This window comes from Roseovarius sp. MMSF_3281, from assembly GCF_030733685.1.
In the GTDB taxonomy this organism is placed as follows: Bacteria; Pseudomonadota; Alphaproteobacteria; order Rhodobacterales; family Rhodobacteraceae; genus Roseovarius.
Genome location: NZ_JASHIM010000008.1, coordinates 78,841 through 100,019, shown reverse-complemented (window position 1 = coordinate 100,019; position 21,179 = coordinate 78,841). Strand labels below are relative to the sequence as shown.

Sequence of the window (21,179 nt, the reverse complement as noted above, 5' to 3'; positions counted from 1 at the left end):
TGCTGATATGGTGCGATAACATGGCAAAGGGGGTACCCATGGCCCTGATCCACCCCGAGTTCACCATCGGCATCGAGGAAGAATACCTTCTGGTTGACCGTGACAGCATGGCCTTGGCCGACGCCCCCGAAGCGATGATGGAAGAATGCCGCGCGCAGCTTCAGGATCAGGTCAGCCCCGAGTTCCTGAATTGCCAGATCGAAATCGGCACCAAGGTCTGTCGCAACGTGGGTGAGGCGCGAGAAGACCTCAAGCGCCTGCGCAGCACGGTATCGGCCTGCGCGGCCAAGCATAACCTCGCGCCGATTGCTGCCTCTTGCCATCCCTTCGCCGACTGGCGGGACCAGAAACACACCGACAAGGAACGCTACAACCACCTTGCCGGGGATCTGGCAGGCGTGGTGCGGCGAATGTTGATTTGCGGGATGCATGTGCATGTGGGCATCGACCCGCCCGACCGCCGCGTCGACCTTATGAACCAGCTAAGCTATTTCCTGCCGCATCTTCTGGCGCTGTCGTGTTCCTCCCCTTTCTGGCAGGGGCAGGATACCGGGCTAAGTTGTTATCGCCTGACGGTGTTCGACAACCTGCCGCGAACCGGCCTGCCGCCCCGCATGGAAAGCTTTGGCGAATTTGAACGCTCGGTTCAGGCGCTTGTCGATCTCGAGGTGATCGAGGACAGCTCGAAAATCTGGTGGGATCTGCGCCCCTCGCATCAGTTTCCGACACTGGAATCGCGCATCTGCGATGTCCAGCCCCGTCTTGAAGATGCCTTGAGCCTTGCTGCAATGGTCCAAGCCCTGTCGCGGATGCTTTGGCGGCTGGCTGTGAAAAACCAACGCTGGCGTATCTACGATCGCTTCCTGATTGCCGAGAACCGCTGGCGCGCGCAACGCTACGGTGTGCGTGAAGGGCTGATCGACTTCGGCCTTGGTGAGATCATCCCCATGGCCGGTCTGGTCGAAGAATTGATCGAGCTTTTACAGGACGACGCGCAGTTTTTCGAATCCGCGTCCGAGGTGGAAAATACCCGCGAGATGCTGCGCACAGGCACATCCGCCGGCCGCCAACGACAGGCCTATTCAGAGGCGCTTCATGCCGAGGACGATCAGGATCATGCCATGCGCGCCGTTGTGCGCCACCTGATCGAGGAATTCCACGCCGATCTCTAGGCATTGCAACCTCGTGCCGCGGGTCATAGTTGATCGTTCCATGGTGATTGCCAAGGGGCCGCTTATGTTGAAATTCGCCAACCTGGCCCTTTTGGTGCTGTTTCCCGTCGCATGGTTTGCCCCCTTGATGCGCGCGGGTCTATTGCCGCTTTTCGCACTATCCGAGATCAGCGTCATCACCGGGCTGCAATCGCTGTGGGAAAGTGATGTTTTCCTGGCCCTCGTCGTGACCGTGTTCGCCTTGTTCGCGCCTTACATGAAAACCATCGGGCTGGCCCTGATCCACTTTGGCCTTTTGCGCCGCAAGGTGCTGCCGGTTCTTCAAATCATGGGCAAGCTGGCCATGGCCGATGTTTTTTTGATCGCGCTTTACATCACGCTGTCCAAGGGTATCGGCGTAGGACGGATCGAGGTGGCCTGGGGCCTCTATCTTTTCACCGGCTGTATCCTTGCCTCCATCGCCATTGGTTACGCGACGGAAAAGTCAGCGCGAAACCCCAAGATTGTCGCCAAAACGGAAACAAAAAAGGGGTCATAAGCCCCGGTTTCCGCGCCATGACACAAATCTTCACAATTTCCCCTTGGGGATTTGCGGGGGGCCAGCATAAACTTGCCTATACTTTGGGTTAGATCACTTTCTGGGGGGAAAGTCATGTCGAACCAATTCAAATCGTTTTTTGTCTTACTTCAGTTCTTGATGCAGCGATTGGCGGTTGTCGCCTTTATCCTCGCCGCGCTCACCTTGACCGCCGTTACCGTCATGGCCGCCTTCGGCGCGATGCCCTGGTTGGAATTCAGCGCCGAATTCAACGGCGCCACCTACCAAAACGCTGGGCAAATCGCCCAAATCGCCCTTACCGCCACGGCGGTCTTGATATGCTTTTTCGTGCCGATGAACGGGCGGATCATGCGGCTGGAAAACTCGCATCGCAAATTCGAGATCGGCATGATGGATATCGCCCGCGCCTATGCGGCGGCCCATGGCGCCGACCGCGAGGGCCTGTTTCACCTCAGTTCCGAATTTGACGCCGTGCGCGAGCGGCTGGCCTATCTGCGGGAACATCCCGACCTTGGCGATCTGGAACCCGCGCTTTTGGAGGTGGCCGCACAAATGTCCTTTATCAGCAAGGAACTGGCCGAGGTTTATTCCGACGAGAAAGTCAGCCGCGCCCGCGCCTTCCTTACCCAGCGCCAGCAGGAAATCGAAACCTTCAACACCCGACTGGTGCAGGCCAAGCAGGTCTGCCAGGAATTGCACCATTGGGCGCACGAGGTGGAGCTGGAAGAAAGCGTCGCGGCCAGCCAACTGCAACGCCTGCGCGACGACCTGCGTGATATCCTGCCCGAACTGGGCCACGAGGATATGGCGCGCCAAGATGGTACCATCGTCCCGTTAACCGAAAAAGCCGCCGAATAAGGCGTTTCGCGAAATGCGGTGCACCGTTCAGTCGTTGTCCGCGTTCCGCCTTTCTCTGATGTGTCGGGCCGATTGCAGACCGCTTTAGGGTTTGACCGCCCCCACCCCGATGGGGCAATAGCGGGCCATGGCAAAAACGGCATCTTTTTCCTGCACCGCCTGTGGCGCGGTCTATTCCAAATGGTCCGGGCGGTGCGACGCCTGCGGCGAATGGAACACCATCGTCGAAGATACACCGCTGTCCACCGGCCCCGCCTCGAAATCCCTTGGTGCCAAACGCGGCACCGCCCTTACCCTGACCGATCTTTCTGCCGAGGAAACGCCGCCCCCCCGCACCCAATCCGGCATTGCCGAGCTGGACCGCGTGCTTGGTGGCGGCATGGTGCCAGCCAGCGCCATTCTGGTGGGCGGTGACCCGGGCATCGGCAAATCCACCCTGCTTTTGCAGGCCGCCGCGCGCTTTGCGGGTGCGGGCCTGAAAACCGTTTACGTGTCGGGCGAAGAGGCCAGCGCACAGATCCGTATGCGCGCCCAGCGCCTTGGGCTGGGCGACGCCCCGGTAAAGCTTGCCGCCGCGACCTCGCTGCGCGATATCCTCACCACCTTGGAGGCTGAAAAACCCGACCTCGTGGTGATCGACTCGATCCAGACCGTCTGGGCCGACAACGTCGACAGCGCCCCGGGCAGCGTCAGCCAAGTACGCGCCGCCGCCCACGAACTGACCAGCTTTGCCAAGCGCAAGGGGGCCAGCGTGATCTTGGTGGGCCATGTCACCAAGGAGGGCCAGATCGCCGGCCCCCGCGTGGTCGAACACATGGTCGATACCGTGCTTTATTTCGAAGGCGAGCGCGGCCACCAGTTTCGTATCCTGCGCAGCGTCAAAAACCGCTTTGGCCCCGCCGATGAAATCGGCGTGTTCGAGATGACGGGCGGCGGGCTGGCCGAGGTCTTGAACCCTTCCGAGCTTTTCCTTTCGGGGCGTGGCGATCCGGCCCCCGGCTCGGTCGTCTTCGCAGGCATCGAAGGCACCCGGCCCGTGCTGGTGGAAATGCAGGCGCTTGTCGCGCCAACACCCCACAGCCAACCCCGCCGCGCCGTGGTGGGCTGGGATGGGTCGCGCCTTGCCATGATCTTGGCCGTACTCGAGGCACGCTGCGGCATCCCCTTTGCGGGGCTTGATGTCTACCTCAACGTCGCGGGCGGCATCAAGATATCCGAACCCGCCGCCGATCTGGCCGTCGCCGCCGCCCTGCTCAGTGCGCGCGAAGACAGCAGCCTGCCCGCCGAAACCGTGGTTTTCGGGGAAATCAGCCTTTCCGGAGCGCTTCGGCCCGTAGGTCAGACCGAAAACAGGTTGAAAGAAGCGCAAAAACTTGGTTTCACATCGGCAATCGTGCCAGCGGGCGGGAAACCCGGGGGCAAATCCGGCCTCACGTTGACCCAACTGGGCGATCTGACGGCATTCGTAGGTGACATTTTCGGCGCAGGATAAGGCGCCGCACGCAGCTAGGGACAGGTACATGGAAGGTTTCACCATCATCGACGGCGTTGTCGCGCTGATTATCGTCTTGTCGGCGCTTCTGGCCTATTCGCGCGGCTTCGTGCGCGAGTCCCTCGCCATCGCGGGTTGGTTCGTGGCGGGCCTTCTGGCCTTCATCTTCGCCCCACAGGTGGAACCGCTGGTCAAGGAAGTGCCCGTTGTCGGCGACTTCATCGCCGACAGTTGCGAGTTGAGCATGATCGCCGCCTTCACCGCCGTCTTTGCCGTGGCGCTGATCGTGGCCTCCTTCATCACACCGCTGTTTTCCTCGCTCGTGCAACGCTCGGCCCTTGGCGGGCTGGATCAGGGGCTGGGCTTCATATTCGGTGTGGCGCGCGGCATCCTCTTGGTGGCCATCGCCTATTTCGTCTATGAAACCGTCATCACCAGCCAGAACATCCAGATGATCGACGATAGCCGTTCCGCCCGTGTCTTCAGCCGCCTTACCGACAAGGTCGAAGACGGCAACCCCGAACAGGCCCTTGGCTGGATCACGCAACAATACGAACAGCTTGTCGGTGCCTGCGACGCCCCGCAGTAGGGACATAAGGTGATGTCGAACAGCTATATCATCGCCCTGGGCCTTGCCGCGATGGCCGGTGTCGCGATTTCGCTGCAAAACCCGATCAACGCCGGGCTGGCGCGTCATATCGGCAGCAGCCTTGGCGCAACGACGATCTGTTTTGCCGTGGGGCTGATCGCACTTTCGATTGCATCTTTGCTTTTCGGCCAATGGCCCGCCGTGCTGCAGGCCCCCCATGCACCGCTTGTCCTGCTCTCCGGCGGGTTGCTGGGGGCCTTCCTTGTCTGGGCCGCGCTTTACAGCGTGCCGATCTTGGGGGTGCTGACCCTCGTGGCCGTTCTGATCCTTGGACAGATCACCGCCGCGCTGGTGATTGACCATTACGGTCTCTTCGGATTGCAGGCTCAAGCGATTTCTTTCAATCGCCTGCTCGCCGCCGGATTGGTTCTGGCCGGGATCGTCCTGTCGCGCTTTTGACGCCACGTCAGGTGCCGCGCGCGAAACGCATCAAAAAGTTTCATGTGATAGTTTCGTGACATACGCCGCCACAGCCACTATCTAGGGGTCAAATAGCGTGACCGGGATTCGGAGCTGCCCCTTGTCCAAGCATATGCCCCCCGCCCATCCTTTCGACGATGACAAACTCAAGGAGGAATGCGGCGTTTTCGGCGTGATCGGTGTGACCGATGCGGCGAATTTCGTGGCCCTCGGCCTTCATGCCCTGCAACACCGTGGACAAGAGGCCGGCGGTATCGTCTGCCACCACCCCGACCACGGCTTCAACAGCGCCCGCCGTTTCGGCTATGTGCGCGACAACTTCACCAAGCAATCACTGATGGAAACCCTGCCCGGGCCCTTGGCCATCGGGCACGTGCGCTATTCCACCGCCGGATCGAAAGGCCAAACGGCGATCCGCGACGTGCAGCCCTTCTTTGGTGAGTTTGCCATGGGCGGGGCGGCGATTGCCCATAACGGCAACATCACCAACGCCGAGGCCCTGCGCAAGGAACTGATCGAACGCGGCTCGATCTTCCAGTCGACCTCGGACAGCGAATGCATCATTCACCTGATGGCCCGCTCCTTGCAACGCACCATCCCCGAACGCATGGAAGACGCCCTGCGCCGGGTCGAAGGGGCGTTCTCGGTCGTGGCCATGACCCGCACCAAGCTGATCGGTGTCCGCGACCCGCTTGGCGTGCGCCCGCTGGTTCTGGGGCAAGTTGCAGATGGCTGGGTTCTGAGTTCGGAAACCTGTGCGCTGGACATCATCGGCGCGCGCTTCGTCCGCGAGGTCGAGCCGGGCGAAATGGTTGTAATCACTGACAAAGGTGTCGAAAGCCATTACCCTTTCCGCCGCCAGAAATCGCGCTTTTGCATCTTTGAGCATGTCTATTTCTCGCGCCCGGATTCGATCATCGGCGGGCGCTCGGTTTACGAGACACGCCGCCAGATCGGGGTGGAACTGGCCAAGGAAAGCCATGTGGATGCCGACCTTGTCTGCCCCGTGCCCGATAGCGGCACACCGGCGGCCATCGGGTTCAGCCAGCAATCGGGCATCCCCTATGCCATGGGGATCATCCGTAACCAGTACATGGGCCGAACCTTTATCGAACCCACCGAACAGATCCGCAACATGGGCGTTCGCCTCAAGCTCAACGTGAACCGCGCACTCATTGAAGGCAAGCGGGTGATCCTGGTGGACGACAGCGTCGTGCGCGGCACAACATCACGCAAGATCAAGGAGATGATCCTTGATGCGGGGGCCGCCGAGGTACATTTCCGCATCGCCTCGCCGCCCACGGCATGGCCTTGTTTTTATGGCGTTGACACGCCGCAGCGCGAAAAACTTCTGGCCGCGACCATGAGCGAAGACGAGATGCGCGAACATCTGGCGGTGGACAGCCTCAAGTTCATCTCGCTGGATGGGCTTTACCGCGCGGTGGGCGAAGCGGATGGGCGCAAGAACGACTGTCCGCAGTACTGCGATGCCTGTTTCTCGGGGGAATACCCGGTGGTGCCTTCGGACATGGTCGAAAAAGGCTTCGAGATTAAAGCGGCGGAGTGATGCCGCCACTACGCTTCAGGCCCCATCATTTCCTTTGTTCTCAAGGGTTTAAGGGGAAAGGCTATTCCCATGCCTTTACCCGCAACATGACGCGCATCGTGGTCGACGGCCTGCGCGCGCCGGATGGCGACGCCACCGAAATCGAGGTGGTGGGCAGCCTGGACGACATCTGCGCCCCCTGCCCCAAGCGGCGCGGGAACCTCTGCCAAGCCCAGGAAAAGATTGAAGAAATCGACGCGCGCCACGCATCGGCCCTGTCCCTGCGCCCCGGTGACCGCCTGACATGGGGCGAGGCCAAGGCACGCATGAAAAGCAGCCTGAAACCCGGTGACCTGTCCCACCTGTGCAAGGGCTGCCAGTGGTTGGACCTGGGGCTGTGCGAGGCCGCGCTCAGGGATTTGTTGCAAGAGGGCTAACGGCCCGCGCTGTCGTACGACTCGTACGCTCAACGGGGGAGTTTCGTACGAAAATCCGGGGGCTGGCGAAAGGTTTCGTACGAGTCGTACGAAATCCTCCCGCCCGGATCATATTGGCCGAGACAAGCACCGTTAAAAGGCGGGCCGACCCCCCTTTACCGAAGGTTCGATCAAGCTGTCGCGAATGATGGGTTCGAGTCTCTTTTGGATATTGGAACATGAGCCGCGCATCGCCGGGCCGCGGTGCGGCGATCCTCGCCATGAGCCTGTGCAGTTTATCTTAACCACTGGCGCGAAATCTGTATGCTAAGCACAATGACCAACCCAATCGCCGTGCCGGGGGGCGGCCCGGCGATGCGCGGCGGCGCTTTGCGCCTTGATTCCGCGCAAGGCCGAAGCTCACTCCGTCCCGCGCCGCTTACCTTCACCCTTCCGAAAATGCTGCAACGTTCATGAAAGATCGGTCTGACGGGCCGGGGCTTGCCAAATGTTCGGCTCGCTGCGCGGAGGTAGGTCCGCTTCGAGTCGGGCATTGGACATGGTCGGTCAGGCTTTGAACGTCTCTATCCCGCCATCCAACAGCCTCAAAAGCGCATCTGAAACGGGCGACGGCTTGCACAAGTCAAATACACGCAGGTCAATCCCGATATCGGCAACTGGCCTTATCAATATCTCGGCATTATCAGCTTCGAAAAAATACACGCCTCCGCCCAATTCAGCGGGAGCGCCAAAACACCGGCATGCTTGCGCATAAAACGCCTCAGGATCTGAAGAGGCCGAACTCAGCGCACGGCCTTCTTTCGTCAATCTTTGCCCGAAGAAACGCAAGGCGAAGGAAATCAGGCTGATATCACCATATGGGCTACGGGCCAGCTCTCGCTTTGCCTTGTTTCTTCGCAGCGAATAGTTTGCTGTTGGACAGGGGGAACGAACTTGGTGTGATTTCAGTATTGTAAAATATGATCGCGCATCACGCGTTTCCATGAAACTGATCCCTTCGACCGAAGGGTCGATATCGTTCAAATCCTTCAATTCAAGGTGATACTGGCAGGGATCGGTTGGCTTCATTTTCCCTTTGTCAGCGACCAGTGCCTCGAAAGCGCCGCTGGCGGCGATATCTGCGAGGAAGCCCAGGAACGACTTTACCTCTTGCCCAAGCGGAGCTTTGAAAACGGTTTCTGCCTGATGCAAAATTTCTGCACGCTTGTGCGTTCGGGGAATCGTAACTCCGTGTTTCGCCTCCACCATGTCACGTAGCGCATTGAAGTGCCCGCAATGATCCTTGGCGCCTAATCCCGTAAAAAATCCCACTGTATGGCACCTCGTTGCCGGGTTGCGTTCGGCTCACATCAGAAGGGGAACCGCCGTTCTCACAACCCGGTCTTTAGCAGATTTCCGAACGCAATATGAATCTCGCGATCTTTATCGGACATCGTGTCGCCAATGCGCCAAGTGGTGATGCGCAGCGTTTTCGTTGGGCCCACAGAGATCGTATTCACATAGATATTGGACCGGCCATTCACCGACCCGCGTGCTGCATAAACATAATTGCCGCTTGAAACCTTCCCCGACTTCAAAAGAGCGAAATCTTGGGATTCTTTACTATCTGACTGGGCCATGAGGCGTGCGGCGCGCTCACTTTCCACCCCGTCATCTGTGCCCCCGTCAAAAAACCTGAGGCTCCCGGCAAAACCCTCCTCTGTGTTGTAGAAGAGGGTGCTATCCGCCTTGTCTTCACGCAGTTCCCATGACGTGCCCGCGACACATATCGAAATATCCAGCGGCCCGTTAAGAAGCGTACAGGCATACGCTGGTTTTAAAGGCAGGCACAGAGCGCACACAACGAACGCCACCTTCGGAAGGCTGGCTTTCTCGATTATGGTATTCAACAGTGACATTTGGGTTAAGTAATTTCACATATTCAACAAAAGCTTGAGGTCTCCGGGTATCATCATCGTGATGCCCGAGCAATCTACATTGCTATTCGACGCATGAAGTGTCGTCGCCCATTTCGACCGGTCGCAATGTCCGCCCTTCGATCACTCGGTTAACCGGTTGCGTAGGTCTGCTTGCCGATGGGCCCCGGGCGCACTTTGTGCGTTCTTGCACAGCACCTGGGCGAATGCCGCCCTTGGCCTGTCGCGCAACACACCCCATTTTTGGATCAAACCAAGCATGGAGTTTGCCAAATGACCTTCAGGCCTGTCACCGCCACCAGCACCGCACAGCCCCATATCGAGGGCGCGGGCGTTCACCTGCACCGGGTTTTCGGCTTCGAAGACCCGACACTCACCGATCCCTTCCTGATGATGGATGATTTCCGCAATGACGATCCGCGGCTTTATTCCAAGGGGTTCCCATGGCACCCCCACCGCGGGATCGAGACCATCACCTATGTTCTGGAGGGTGAGGTCGAGCATGCGGATTCGCTTGGCAACCGGGGCCTGCTTGGCCCGGGCAGCGTGCAGTGGATGACCGCCGGGTCGGGCATCGTGCACCAGGAAATGCCCTCGGGCGACGCGCAGGGGCGGATGCACGGGTTTCAGCTTTGGGCGAACCTGCCCAAGTCGCTGAAGATGACGACCCCGCGCTATCAGGATATCACCCAAGGCGATATTCCCATCGAGGGGGACGAGGACGGCACCACCGCCAAGGTGATCATCGGGTCGTTCTGGGGCAAGACCGGGCCGGTGGACGGGATCGCGGCCAACCCGATGCTGCTGGATATTTCCATCCCGGCAGGGCGGCGCAAGACCTTCCCGGTGGACACCCGCGCCAATGCGCTGGCTTATGTCTTTGCAGGTTCAGGGCGCTTCCGCGATGCCAGCGCGCCCATGGGGATCAAGGTGGAAAAAGAGTACCGCGGCGAGGAGTTGAACATCCGCGACCTGAGCGGCAACCGCACCCTGATCCGCTTTGGCGAAGGCGACGAGATCACCGTGGAAGCGGGCGATGAAGGCTTGCGGTTCCTGCTGATGACAGGCCGCCCCATTCAAGAGCCCGTGGCCTGGCACGGCCCGATCGTGATGAACACCCAAGACGAGTTGCAAGAGGCCTTCCGCGACTTGCGCAACGGGACATTCATCAAGGCCGGCTAAGCGCCACAAGGGCACAAAGCGCGCGTTTGATGGTGGGCGCATCCCGCCCCGGGCCTGACCCGGGGCTTTGGCTCAGGCGCGCGTCACACCCATTTGGCCAAGGGTGGCAGGCTCATCAACACGGCATTGGCATCGTGCCCCGTGGCAAGGCCGAACTTGGTGCCCCGGTCGTAGACAAGGTTATACTCGGCATAAAGCCCGCGATGGACCAGTTGCGCCTCCTTGTCGGCCTCGTCCCACGCCTGCACCCGGCGCTTTTCGGTGAGGGGCAGGAAGGCGGGCAGGAACGCCCGGCCGATATCCTGCGTCAGGGCGAAATCCGCCTGCCAATCGCCGGTGTTGCGATCATCCATGAAGATACCGCCGACGCCCCGCGCCCGGTGCCGGTGCGTGATATAGAAATATTCGTCCGCCCAATCCTTGAGCTTGGGGTAGATATCCGGCCCATGCGGATCGAGATGCGCCTTTTGGGTGGCGTGGAAATGCGCGGTGTCCTCGTCATATTCGATGCAGGGGTTCAAATCCGAGCCGCCGCCGAACCACCAGGCATTCGGCGTCCAGAACATCCGCGTGTTCATGTGCACGGCGGGGCAATGCGGGTTCTGCATATGCGCCACAAGGCTGATGCCGCTGGCCCAGAAGCGCGGGTCGCTGTCCATCCCCGGCACGCCGCGCGCCGCCATGGCCTTTTGCGCGGCCTCGCCCAAGGTGCCGTAAACCTCCGAGACATTGACGCCGACCTTCTCGAACACGCGCCCGCCGCGCATCACGCTCATCAATCCGCCGCCTGCGTCCGACCCATCCTCGCTTGTGCGCTTGGTTTCGGACACCTCGAAACGGCCCGGTTCCGCGTCGCTCAACGGCCCCTTGTCATGGCTGTCTTCCAGCCCTTCGAAGGCGGCGACGATCTCGTCCCGCAATTGGCGAAACCACGTGGCCGCGCGGCGCTTTTCCTCGGAGAAGTCGGATGTCATGTGCGGGGTCCTTATGTCTTTGGCGCTCCCTAGCAGGCGACCAAAGCCAAGGCCAGCCTCAGTGCGCCGGGGCCGCCACGGGGTCCAGCAGGGACCGCCCGCCATCTACCGTCATGATCTGCCCGGTCATGAAGCCCGAGCCATCGCTGGTCAAATACTGCACCGTTTCGACCAGTTCGGTCGGCGAAGCGATCCGCCCAAGCGGCGTATGCCCCTCGATATCGCCGCGAAACCCGCGATTGTCGCGCAGGGTATCCTTGAGCGAGGCCGACATGACCGAGCCGAAGGCCACCGCGTTCACCCGGATGCGGTGCGGCGCCAAGGCCACCGCCAGGCTGCGCGTCAACTGGTCCAGCGCGGCGGTCGATACCGAATAGGCCAGCAAATCGGGATGCGTGCGCCGCGCGGCAATCGACGACAGGTTGACGATCGTGCCGGCCATGCCGCCCTCCTTGCCCTCGGCCTGTTTGATCATCCGTTTGGCAACCAGTTGGCTTAGCCGCAGGGCGGTCATCAGGTTTTGCTGCAACAGCATTTCAACCGCGTCGTCATCGGGGTTCAAAGGGTCCGAGGGCACCACCTGCCGCGAGGCATTGATCAGGATATCCACCTGGTCGAAGGCGTCTATGGTGGCCGACAGAAGGTTGGCCAGCGTCAGCTTTTCCCGCAAATCGCCCGCGAAATAGCGGATGTTGCTGTCTTCCTTGTTCTCGCCCAACTCCTTGATCAGGCGTTCTTCGTCCATATCGGCGAACATCACGTTAGCGCCCTTGTCGGCGAAATGCCGCCCGATGGCCAGCCCGATACCATTGGCCCCGCCCGTGACGATGGCGGTTTTGCCGGAAATGGAAAATGACATGCGCGGAACACTCCCGTCGTGATTCTGCCGGTTGAGCCTACGCCATGCAAAGAAACCGGGGGAAGGGCTTTCTACCTATGCTTCCGGATGGGCCGCGTGGCGCGCAACAGCTTGAAGCGGTTGTCGCCGGTGATTTCCGCGACCTCGGCAAAGCGTTCGGACAGGGCGGTCTCATAGGGCAAATGCCGGTTGGCCACCATCCAAAGCAGCCCCTTGGGTTTCAGCATCGCCGCCGCCTGCGCGATGAAGGCGCGGCCAAGGTCGGGGTCGGCGGCGCGGCCGGTGTGAAAGGGCGGGTTCATCACCACCGTGTCCACCGGCCCCGGCGCGCGCCACGTGGTGGCATCGGCCCAATGGAATGCGGCGCGCGGGTCGCTTATGTTCTGCTTGGCACAGTCCAAAGCGGCGTGATCGGCCTCGACCAGATGCAGGTGCTCCACGCTGTCACGCTCCAGAACCCGTGTGCCCAGGTATCCCCAACCGGCGCCCAGATCGGCCACCACGGCACCCAGTTTCTCGGGCAGGTGGTCGCCCAGCAGGCATGAGGCCGGATCGACCGCATCGGCGGAAAACACCCCCGGCGCGGTCATGTATCCGCCCGCAATCTCTTGGGTTTCGGCCAGCGCCCAATCGGCAAGGGCCTGCCCCGCTTCGAACCAGAACAGCTTACCATGGGCCTTGTTTACAGGCCCCCAGACGGGCACCCGCCCGCGCACCGCCTTGAGGATGGAATCAACCCCGTCGGTCTTGGCCCCGTCGACGATGACCATGCCGTCGCTCATACGGTTCGCCTTGGCCACAAGGCTGCGCGCCTGTGCCTTGGCGCGCGGCACGATGACCACGGCGGCGGCATAGGGCCCCTCGCCCTCGACCACGCAGTCAAAGCCGCGCGCGGAAAATGCATCGAAATCCGGTTTGAACCCGGTGATTACCTGCACCCGGTCCTTGGGAAGCGCCGATAAATCCGTATCGCCCCGCGGCGCGAAGACGGCAATGCGCCCTGCCTCGGGCAAGGCCAGATCGCCCGCCTCCACGGCCAGCGTCAAACGCGACACCTGCGCCACGTTACTCTTTTTCCATGGTGCATTGCAGCGGGTGCTGATGCTGGCGGGCGAAATCCATCACCTGCGCCACCTTGGTCTCGGCGATCTCGTGGCTGAAGACACCGACCACGGCCACGCCCTTCTTGTGGACGGTCAGCATGATCTCGAAGGCCTGCGCGTGGTTCATGCCGAAAAACCGCTCCAGCACGGCGACCACGAATTCCATCGGCGTATAATCGTCGTTCAGCAGCAAAACCTTGTAAAGCGGTGGCCGCTTGGTCTTGGTACGGGTGTCCACCACGACCGAGGTATCATCCCCGTCGTCCCCCATAGGCCCTGCCGTGATTACCTGATGCTGGCTCATGCTCAACGCGTTGTTTCAACCCTGTGTCGTGAGTTGCATATATAACTTAGATGGCCCGCGTGAAAAGGGGCGTTTCGCGATGGATTTTCGTTCAAAACGGCACATCGTCCGCGCCGGTGACGAAACGCGCTACAACCTTCTTTACGCCTGCCTTTTCAAAGTCGATCTCAAGCTTGTCGCCCTCGATCCCGATCACCGCGCCATAGCCGAATTTTTGGTGAAAGACCCGCTCGCCCATGGTGTGCGAACTGACGGCCTGCGCGTCGATCACGCTGGACTTGCTTTCGCGGGGTTGGGAAATCGGCCGCTCGCCGGCGCGCGATTGCATCCGCCGCCAGCCGGGGGAGTTGTAAACATTGGCCTCTGCCGCCATCTGCTCCAACCCCGATTGGCCCATGCCACCCGCCGCGCCATATCCGCCGCCGTAAAGGCCCGGCGGGGTCAACACCTCGACATGCTCTTCGGGCAGCTCGTCAATGAAGCGGCTTGGCATCTGGCTTTGCCACTGGCCGTAAACCCGCCGGTTGCCCGCGAAGGAAATGGTGCAAATCTCCTCGGCGCGGGTGATGCCGACATAGGCGAGCCTGCGCTCCTCCTCCACGCCCTTGAGGCCCGACTCGTCCATCGAGCGTTGCGAGGGAAAGAGGCCATCCTCCCACCCCGGCAGGAACACGGCGGGAAACTCCAGCCCCTTGGCGGCGTGCAGGGTCATGATGCTGACTTTCTCGCCCTGCTCTTCGTTCTCGTTATCCATGATCAGGCTGATGTGTTCGAGGAAGCCGCCCAGGTTCTCGAACTGCTCCAGCGCTTTGACCAATTCCTTGAGGTTCTCCAAGCGCCCCGGGGCTTCGGGCGTCTTGTCGTTTTGCCACATCTCGGTATAGCCGGATTCGTCAAGGATGATCTCGGCCAGTTCCACATGGCTTACGTCCGCATCGCCCGTCATCCGGCCCCAGCGCGACAGGTCCACCACCAGCTTGCCCAGCGCATTTGCGCCTTTCCCCTTGATCGCCCCCTGCTCAACCGCCAAGGCCGCCCCATCCAAGAGCGACACGCCGTTGTCCCGCGCGATCCGCTGAATGGTCTGCTGCGCCTTGTCGCCAAGCCCGCGCTTGGGCGTGTTCACGATCCGCTCGAAGGCCAGATCGTCCGAGGGGCTGACCACCAGCCGGAAATAGGCCATGGCATCGCGGATCTCCATCCGCTCGTAAAACCGTGGGCCACCGATGACGCGATAGGGCAAGCCGATGGTCAGGAACCGATCTTCAAAGGCCCGCATCTGGTGGGAGGCACGCACGAGGATGGCTACTTCATTTAATGAATACCGATCTACAGGACTCGCCAAAATGGCTTTGTACATATTTTGCGCATTTGGATCGTCTTTCAAAAGCCGAAGTAGCAAATTTTGAACCTTGAGATCGGAATACGCCGTTCCACTCTCCATAGCCCATCGTACAAATTGCTGTCTGGTAAGTCGGCCAAGCCCATGTTTAGCGCGCCTGTCCAACTCCTGTTGAAAGCTCTCTGAACGAGGATTTTTACGATCCCTGAAGCGCCCTCGCCCAGCTTGCGCATCTTCGATTTGTTCTCCCACCCAACGGGCTTCTTCTTCGCCATCCCAAAGGCCCATAAGGCCGACTTTTTTTCCCTCCTTGGCCTCGGTCCAAAGCTCCTTGCCCAGACGGCCCTTGTTGCCGGAAATCACACCGCCAGCGGCGGCGAGGATATGCGGGGTGCTCCGGTAATTCTGCTCCAGCCGGATCACCTCGGCCCCCGGAAAATCCTTTTCGAACCGCAGGATATTGCCCACCTCGGCCCCGCGCCAGCCATAGATCGACTGATCGTCGTCGCCCACGCAGCAGATGTTCTTGTGTCCCCCCGCCAAGAGCCGCAGCCAGAGGTATTGGGCGACGTTGGTATCCTGATACTCGTCTACCAGGATGTAGCGGAACCAGCGTTGATATTGCGCCAGGATATCCTCGTGGCCCTGGAAAATCGTGACCATGTGCAACAGCAGGTCACCGAAATCCACGGCGTTCAATTCGCGCAGGCGTATCTGGTATTGCTTGTAAAGCGCCACGCCCTTGCCATCAAAGGCGCTTGCCTCACCGGCTGGCACATTATCCGGCGTCCATGCCCGGTTTTTCCAGTTGTCGATCACCCCGGCCAGCGCCCGCGCGGGCCAGCGTTTGTCGTCGATCCCCGCCGCCTGGATCAACTGCTTCATCAGCCGGATTTGATCGTCGGTATCCAGAATGGTGAAATTCGACTTCAGATCGACCAGTTCCGCATGTCGGCGCAGCAGCTTCACACAGATCGAATGGAAGGTGCCCAGCCAAGGCATCCCCTCCACCGCCTCGCCCAGCGTCCGTCCGACGCGCATCTTCATCTCGCGCGCCGCCTTGTTGGTGAAGGTCACCGCCAGAATTTCATTCGGGCGCGCGCTGCCGGTGTTCAGCAAATGCACGATCCGGGTGGTCAGGGCCTTGGTCTTGCCCGTTCCCGCGCCTGCCAGCATCAGGACAGGCCCGTCCAAGGCCTCCACCGCCGCGCGTTGCTGCGGGTTGAGATCTTCAAGATAGGGCGTGGGCCGCGCCGCCACGGCCCGCGCGGCAAGACTTGCCCCTTCAAAGGCGTCGGATTCGTCAAAACTGCTCATGGCGTACAAGATAGCGCGGGTTAAATATGAGTTAAAGGGAATGTTCGGGGAATGTTCTTCGTGTTGAAGAAAATAACCTGCGGGCGCCATGGCCGCGCCCACCCGGGGTCGGACGCGGCCCTGCTCTTTATGCTTTGCCTCTGGACAACCTCGCCCAAACCCGCACAACTACGGCCATGAATCTTGATGCAAAATACCCCGGCCTTTCCGATCTACGTGACCATGCCATGCGGCGCATCCCGCGCTTTGTCTGGGAGTACCTCGACAGTGCCACGGGACAAGAGGCCACCCAAAGGCGCAACCGCAGCGAGATGGACAAGCTGCGCCTTATGCCCTCCATCCTGCATGGCGAGGTGGAGCCGGACCTTTCGGTATCGCTTATGGGCCAATCCTTGCCGCTGCCCTTCGGCATCGCGCCGGTGGGGATGTCGGGCCTGATCTGGCCGGGGGCCGAAGGGATGCTGGCGGGTGCGGCGGCCAAGGCCGGTATCCCCTATGGCCTGTCCACGGTGGCCAGCCAGACCCCCGAGGATTTGAAAGGCCAACTGGGCCAACATGCGTGGTTCCAGATGTACCCGCCCCGCGACCCCGAGATCAGGCAGGATATGCTTACCCGTGCCAAGAACGCGGGCTTTTCCACGCTTATCCTGACTGTCGATGTTCCCACGCCCAGCCGACGCGAACGGCAAACCCGCTCTGGCCTCACGCAACCGCCGCGCCTGACGCCGCGCCTTCTGGCCCAAGTGGCGCGCTGCCCGGCCTGGGCCATGGGCATGGCACAGCGCGGCATGCCGCGCATGCGCCTGATTGACGAATATGCCGGGAAAACCTCGGGGCTGCCATCGAACAAACACGCCGGGTACTTGCTGCGCACGGCGCCCGACTGGGATTACCTGCGCTGGCTGCGCGAGGCGTGGGATGGGCCCTTCGTGGTCAAGGGTGTGCTGTCGGCCGAGGATGCAAAGGCGCTTGAGGCCGAAGGCGTCGATGCGATCTGGGTGTCCAACCACGCGGGCCGCCAATTCGACGCTGCCCCGGCCACCACCGAAGTGCTGCCCGCCATCCGCGCGGCCACGTCGTTGCCGGTGATCATGGATGGCGGGGTTGACACGGGGCTTGATATCCTGCGCGCCTTTGCCCTTGGGGCCGATTTCGTGATGATGGGCCGCGCATGGCACTATGCCCTTGGGGCCCTGGGCGAGGCGGGCCCCGACCACCTGACCCATATCCTGACCCAGGACCTGATCGCCAACATGGGGCAACTGGGCCTGACCCGGTTAAGCGATGCGCGGCAAAGGCTGATCGCGCCGGGCTGACCCCACGGCGCCCGACCGATTTCTTCAAAAGAAATCGGTCCGAAGTCTTTTCAAGACTTCGGCGCCACCCGGGTAAACCGCCCTACCCGCCCGGGCAGGAATTTTCCCCACTCGGCAAATACCCACAAAGCCGGATTGCGCAAACCTTTCACAAATCCTACAAGTTTCGCGGGGGTGCCGCGCCGCAGCGCGAACATCCCCTCCAGATCAAAAGACCGCACCAAGGGGGACATGGCCCGTGGCTGACTTCAAGAAAATCCTGATCGCGAACCGCGGCGAAATTGCCATCCGCATCATGCGTGCCGCCAACGAGATGGGCAAACGCACCGTCGCCGTCTTCGCAGAAGAGGACAAACTGGGCCTGCACCGTTTCAAGGCCGACGAGGCCTATCGCATCGGCGAGGGGCTGGGCCCGGTGGCTGCGTACCTGTCGATCGAGGAAATCATCCGCGTCGCCAAGGAATCGGGCGCCGACGCCATTCATCCCGGCTATGGCCTGCTGTCGGAAAATCCCGATTTCGTGGATGCCTGCGCCGAAAACGGCATCACCTTCATCGGCCCCAAGGCCGAAACCATGCGCGCCCTTGGCGACAAGGCCAGCGCCCGCAAGGTGGCGATCGAGGCGGGCGTGCCCGTGATCCCGGCCACCGAGGTTCTGGGCGACGACATGGACACCATCGCCAAAGAAGCGGCTGAAATCGGCTATCCCCTCATGCTCAAGGCAAGCTGGGGCGGCGGGGGCCGTGGCATGCGCCCGATCACCAAGCCCGAGGAACTGGCCGAAAAGGTCATGGAAGGCCGCCGCGAGGCCGAAGCCGCCTTTGGCAACGGCGAGGGCTATCTTGAAAAGATGATCACCCGCGCCCGCCACGTCGAGGTTCAGATCTTGGGCGACAAGCACGGCCATATGTACCATCTTTACGAGCGCGATTGCTCGGTCCAGCGGCGCAACCAGAAGGTCGTGGAACGCGCCCCTGCCCCCTACCTTTCGGACGCACAGCGCGAAGAGCTGTGCGAGCTGGGCTATAAAATCTGCAAGCACGTCAATTACGAATGTGCGGGCACTGTCGAATTCCTGATGGATATGGAAACCGGCAATTTCTACTTCATCGAGGTCAACCCCCGCGTACAGGTCGAACATACCGTCACCGAAGAAGTGACCGGCATCGACATCGTACAGGCCCAGATCAAGATCGCCGAGGGCAAGCCGCTGGCCGAGGCCACCCGCAAGGCCGACCAGTCGGAAATCACCCTCAACGGTCACGCCCTGCAAACCCGGATCACCACCGAGGACCCGCTCAATAACTTCATCCCCGATTATGGCCGCATCACCGCCTATCGCTCGGCCACGGGCATGGGTATTCGCCTTGACGGCGGCACCGCCTATTCCGGCGGCGTCATCACCCGCTACTACGACAGCCTGCTGACCAAGGTCACCGCCCACGCCCAAACCCCCGAGGCGGCGATTGCCCGGATGGACCGCGCCCTGCGCGAATTCCGTATTCGCGGGGTCTCGACCAACATCAACTTCGTGGAAAACCTGCTCAAGCATCCCACGTTCCTGAACAACGAATACACCACCAAGTTCATCGACGAGACGCCCGAGCTTTTCAATTTCTCCAAGCGTCGCGACCGGGGCACCAAGGTGCTGACCTATATCGCCGACATCACGGTGAACGGGCATCCCGAAACCACCGGCCGCGCCAAGCCCGCCGATGTCAAACCGCCCCGCCCGCCGCAACTCATCGCCGAACCCGCGCCGGGCAGCAAAACCCTGCTGGAAGAACAAGGCGCCAAGGCCGTGGCCGACTGGATGCTGGACCAAGACCGCCTGCTTCTGACCGACACCACCATGCGCGACGGTCACCAATCGCTTTTGGCCACGCGGATGCGCTCGATCGACATGGCCAAGGTCGCACCCGCCTATGCCGCCAACCTGCCACAGCTTTTCTCGGTGGAATGCTGGGGCGGGGCCACTTTCGACGTGGCCTACCGCTTCTTGCAGGAATGCCCGTGGCAGCGCCTGCGCGATTTGCGCGCCGCCATGCCCAACCTGCTGACGCAGATGCTGCTTCGTGCCTCCAACGGCGTGGGCTACACCAACTATCCCGACAACGTGGTGCAGGAATTCGTCCGTCAGGCGGCGGAAACCGGCGTCGATGTCTTCCGCGTGTTCGACAGCCTCAACTGGGTGGAAAACATGCGCGTCGCCATGGACGCGGTCATCGACTCGGGCAAGATCTGCGAAGGCACGATTTGCTATACCGGCGATATCCTTGACCCCGACCGCGCCAAGTATGACCTGAAATACTATGTCGGCATGGCCAAGGACCTGCAGGCCGCGGGCGCGCATGTTCTGGGCCTCAAGGATATGGCGGGCCTTCTGAAACCCGCCGCCGCAACGCAGCTTGTGAAGGCGCTCAAGGACGAGCTGGACATTCCCGTCCACTTCCACACCCACGATACCTCGGGCATCGCGGGGGCCACCATCCTTGCCGCCGCCGAGGCGGGTGTCGATGCAGTGGACGCGGCGATGGATGCCTTCTCGGGAGGTACATCGCAGCCCTGCCTTGGCTCCATCACCGAGGCCCTGATGCACACCAAGCGCGACACCGGGCTTGATATCGAACGCATCCGCGAGGTGTCCAACTACTGGGAGCATGTCCGCGCCCAATACGTGGCGTTTGAGTCGGGCCTGCAGGCCCCCGCCTCCGAGGTTTACCTGCACGAAATGCCGGGGGGCCAGTTCACCAACCTCAAGGCACAGGCGCGCAGCCTTGGCCTTGAAGACCGCTGGCCCGAAGTGGCGAAAACCTATGCCGATGTGAACCAGATGTTCGGCGATATCGTGAAGGTCACGCCGTCCTCCAAGGTGGTGGGCGACATGGCGCTGATGATGGTCTCCCAGGGGCTGACCCGCGAGCAGGTGGAAGACCCCGACACCGATGTCGCCTTCCCCGACTCGGTCATCGACATGATGCGCGGCAACCTTGGCCAGCCGCCGGGCGGCTTCCCCGACAGCATCGTCACAAAGGTTCTGAAAGACGAAAAACCCAACACCGAACGGCCCGGCGCGCATCTTGATCCGGTGGACCTTGACGCCGCCCGTGCCGATCTGGTCGAACAGCTTGAAGGCATGCAGGTGGATAGCGAAGACCTCAACGGGTACCTGATGTATCCCAAGGTTTTCCTCGATTACATGGGCCGCCACCGGATGTACGGCCCGGTGCGCACCCTGCCCACCCGGACCTTCTTTTACGGGATGGAACCGGGCGAGGAAATCTCGGCCGAGATCGACCCCGGCAAGATCCTTGAAATCCGCCTGCAAACCGTCGGCGAAACCTCGGAAGAGGGCGACGTGAAGGTCTTTTTCGAACTCAACGGTCAGCCCCGCGTGATCCGCGTGCCCGACCGCAAGGTGAAGGCCGAAGCCGTGGCCCGGCCCAAGGCCGAAGCGGGCAACCCCGATCACGTCGGCGCGCCGATGCCCGGCGTGGTGGCCAGCGTGGTCGCCACCGTCGGACAGGCCGTGAAGGAAGGCGATATGCTGCTGACCATCGAGGCGATGAAGATGGAAACCGGCATCCACGCCGAACGCGACGCCACGGTGAAGGCCGTGCATGTCCAACCGGGCGGTCAGATCGACGCCAAGGATCTGCTGATCGAATTCGAATAACCATCAACGGCCCCGGGGCCTGCCAACGCGCAGGCCTGCCTGCCCGTCCCTGCCGAC

The 21,179-nt window shown here is 61.4% G+C and carries 18 protein-coding genes; 11 read left to right on the top strand and 7 right to left on the bottom strand.

The window, feature by feature from the left end; all coding sequences use genetic code 11:
- Window positions 1-38 precede the first annotated feature (38 nt).
- From RBB32_RS10325 to RBB32_RS10290, 8 genes are all read left to right on the top strand, one after another.
- Window positions 39-1,172: a carboxylate-amine ligase gene (locus RBB32_RS10325; RefSeq protein ID WP_306152623.1), complete on the top strand. Its 1,134-nt coding sequence runs from the start codon at window positions 39-41 to the stop codon at window positions 1,170-1,172.
- A gap of 64 nt (window positions 1,173-1,236) precedes the next feature.
- Window positions 1,237-1,710, top strand: coding sequence for a paraquat-inducible protein A (locus tag RBB32_RS10320; protein ID WP_306152663.1), 474 nt, complete (start codon window positions 1,237-1,239; stop codon window positions 1,708-1,710).
- Window positions 1,711-1,869: 159 nt separating this feature from the next.
- Window positions 1,870-2,589, top strand: a complete 720-nt coding sequence (locus RBB32_RS10315; RefSeq protein ID WP_306152622.1) for a DNA repair protein — start codon at window positions 1,870-1,872, stop codon at window positions 2,587-2,589.
- A 127-nt stretch (window positions 2,590-2,716) separates the two neighbouring features.
- On the top strand, window positions 2,717-4,081 hold the full coding sequence (gene radA / locus RBB32_RS10310) for a DNA repair protein RadA (RefSeq protein ID WP_306152621.1): 1,365 nt from the start codon (window positions 2,717-2,719) through the stop codon (window positions 4,079-4,081).
- Window positions 4,082-4,109: 28 nt separating this feature from the next.
- Window positions 4,110-4,670 (top strand): CvpA family protein, encoded by a 561-nt coding sequence (locus RBB32_RS10305; RefSeq protein WP_306152620.1) that lies wholly within the window; start codon window positions 4,110-4,112, stop codon window positions 4,668-4,670.
- Window positions 4,671-4,682: 12 nt separating this feature from the next.
- Complete coding sequence (locus RBB32_RS10300) at window positions 4,683-5,129, top strand: DMT family transporter (protein ID WP_306152619.1); 447 nt, start codon at window positions 4,683-4,685, stop codon at window positions 5,127-5,129.
- 133 nt (window positions 5,130-5,262) lie between these two features.
- Window positions 5,263-6,717: an amidophosphoribosyltransferase gene (gene purF / locus RBB32_RS10295; protein ID WP_306152662.1), complete on the top strand. Its 1,455-nt coding sequence runs from the start codon at window positions 5,263-5,265 to the stop codon at window positions 6,715-6,717.
- On the top strand, window positions 6,717-7,133 hold the full coding sequence (locus RBB32_RS10290; RefSeq protein ID WP_306152618.1) for a DUF1284 domain-containing protein: 417 nt from the start codon (window positions 6,717-6,719) through the stop codon (window positions 7,131-7,133). Before purF ends, RBB32_RS10290 begins: the two co-directional genes overlap by 1 nt.
- 546 nt (window positions 7,134-7,679) lie before the next feature.
- Here RBB32_RS10290 and RBB32_RS10285 read toward each other — a convergent pair.
- Entirely contained in the window at window positions 7,680-8,444 is a 765-nt protein-coding gene (locus RBB32_RS10285) for a hypothetical protein (RefSeq protein ID WP_306152617.1), read from the bottom strand.
- Between the two features lie 59 nt (window positions 8,445-8,503).
- On the bottom strand, window positions 8,504-9,031 hold the full coding sequence (locus RBB32_RS10280; RefSeq protein WP_306152616.1) for a hypothetical protein: 528 nt from the start codon (window positions 9,029-9,031) through the stop codon (window positions 8,504-8,506).
- A gap of 291 nt (window positions 9,032-9,322) precedes the next feature.
- Here RBB32_RS10280 and RBB32_RS10275 point away from each other — a divergent pair, with 291 nt between their 5' ends.
- Window positions 9,323-10,231, top strand: a complete 909-nt coding sequence (locus RBB32_RS10275; protein ID WP_306152615.1) for a pirin family protein — start codon at window positions 9,323-9,325, stop codon at window positions 10,229-10,231.
- Between the two features lie 83 nt (window positions 10,232-10,314).
- Here RBB32_RS10275 and hemF read toward each other — a convergent pair whose 3' ends face one another.
- From hemF to RBB32_RS10250, 5 genes are all read right to left on the bottom strand, one after another.
- A complete protein-coding gene (hemF, locus tag RBB32_RS10270) occupies window positions 10,315-11,205 on the bottom strand; it encodes an oxygen-dependent coproporphyrinogen oxidase (protein ID WP_306152614.1) in 891 nt (296 codons plus the stop codon).
- A gap of 58 nt (window positions 11,206-11,263) precedes the next feature.
- Window positions 11,264-12,064, bottom strand: a complete 801-nt coding sequence (locus RBB32_RS10265) for an SDR family NAD(P)-dependent oxidoreductase (RefSeq protein ID WP_306152613.1) — start codon at window positions 12,062-12,064, stop codon at window positions 11,264-11,266.
- Window positions 12,065-12,135: 71 nt separating this feature from the next.
- Window positions 12,136-13,128, bottom strand: a complete 993-nt coding sequence (locus tag RBB32_RS10260) for a class I SAM-dependent methyltransferase (protein ID WP_306152612.1) — start codon at window positions 13,126-13,128, stop codon at window positions 12,136-12,138.
- 1 nt (window position 13,129) lies between these two features.
- On the bottom strand, window positions 13,130-13,471 hold the full coding sequence (gene clpS, locus RBB32_RS10255) for an ATP-dependent Clp protease adapter ClpS (RefSeq protein WP_306152611.1): 342 nt from the start codon (window positions 13,469-13,471) through the stop codon (window positions 13,130-13,132).
- 91 nt (window positions 13,472-13,562) lie between these two features.
- Window positions 13,563-16,130 carry an ATP-dependent helicase gene (locus tag RBB32_RS10250; protein ID WP_306152610.1) on the bottom strand — a complete coding sequence of 856 codons (2,568 nt, stop codon included), beginning with the start codon at window positions 16,128-16,130 and terminating at the stop codon, window positions 13,563-13,565.
- 176 nt (window positions 16,131-16,306) lie between these two features.
- Here RBB32_RS10250 and RBB32_RS10245 point away from each other — a divergent pair, with 176 nt between their 5' ends.
- Window positions 16,307-17,446 (top strand): alpha-hydroxy acid oxidase, encoded by a 1,140-nt coding sequence (locus RBB32_RS10245; RefSeq protein WP_306152609.1) that lies wholly within the window; start codon window positions 16,307-16,309, stop codon window positions 17,444-17,446.
- Between the two features lie 238 nt (window positions 17,447-17,684).
- Window positions 17,685-21,122 (top strand): pyruvate carboxylase, encoded by a 3,438-nt coding sequence (locus RBB32_RS10240; RefSeq protein ID WP_306152608.1) that lies wholly within the window; start codon window positions 17,685-17,687, stop codon window positions 21,120-21,122.
- Window positions 21,123-21,179: the final 57 nt, after the last annotated feature.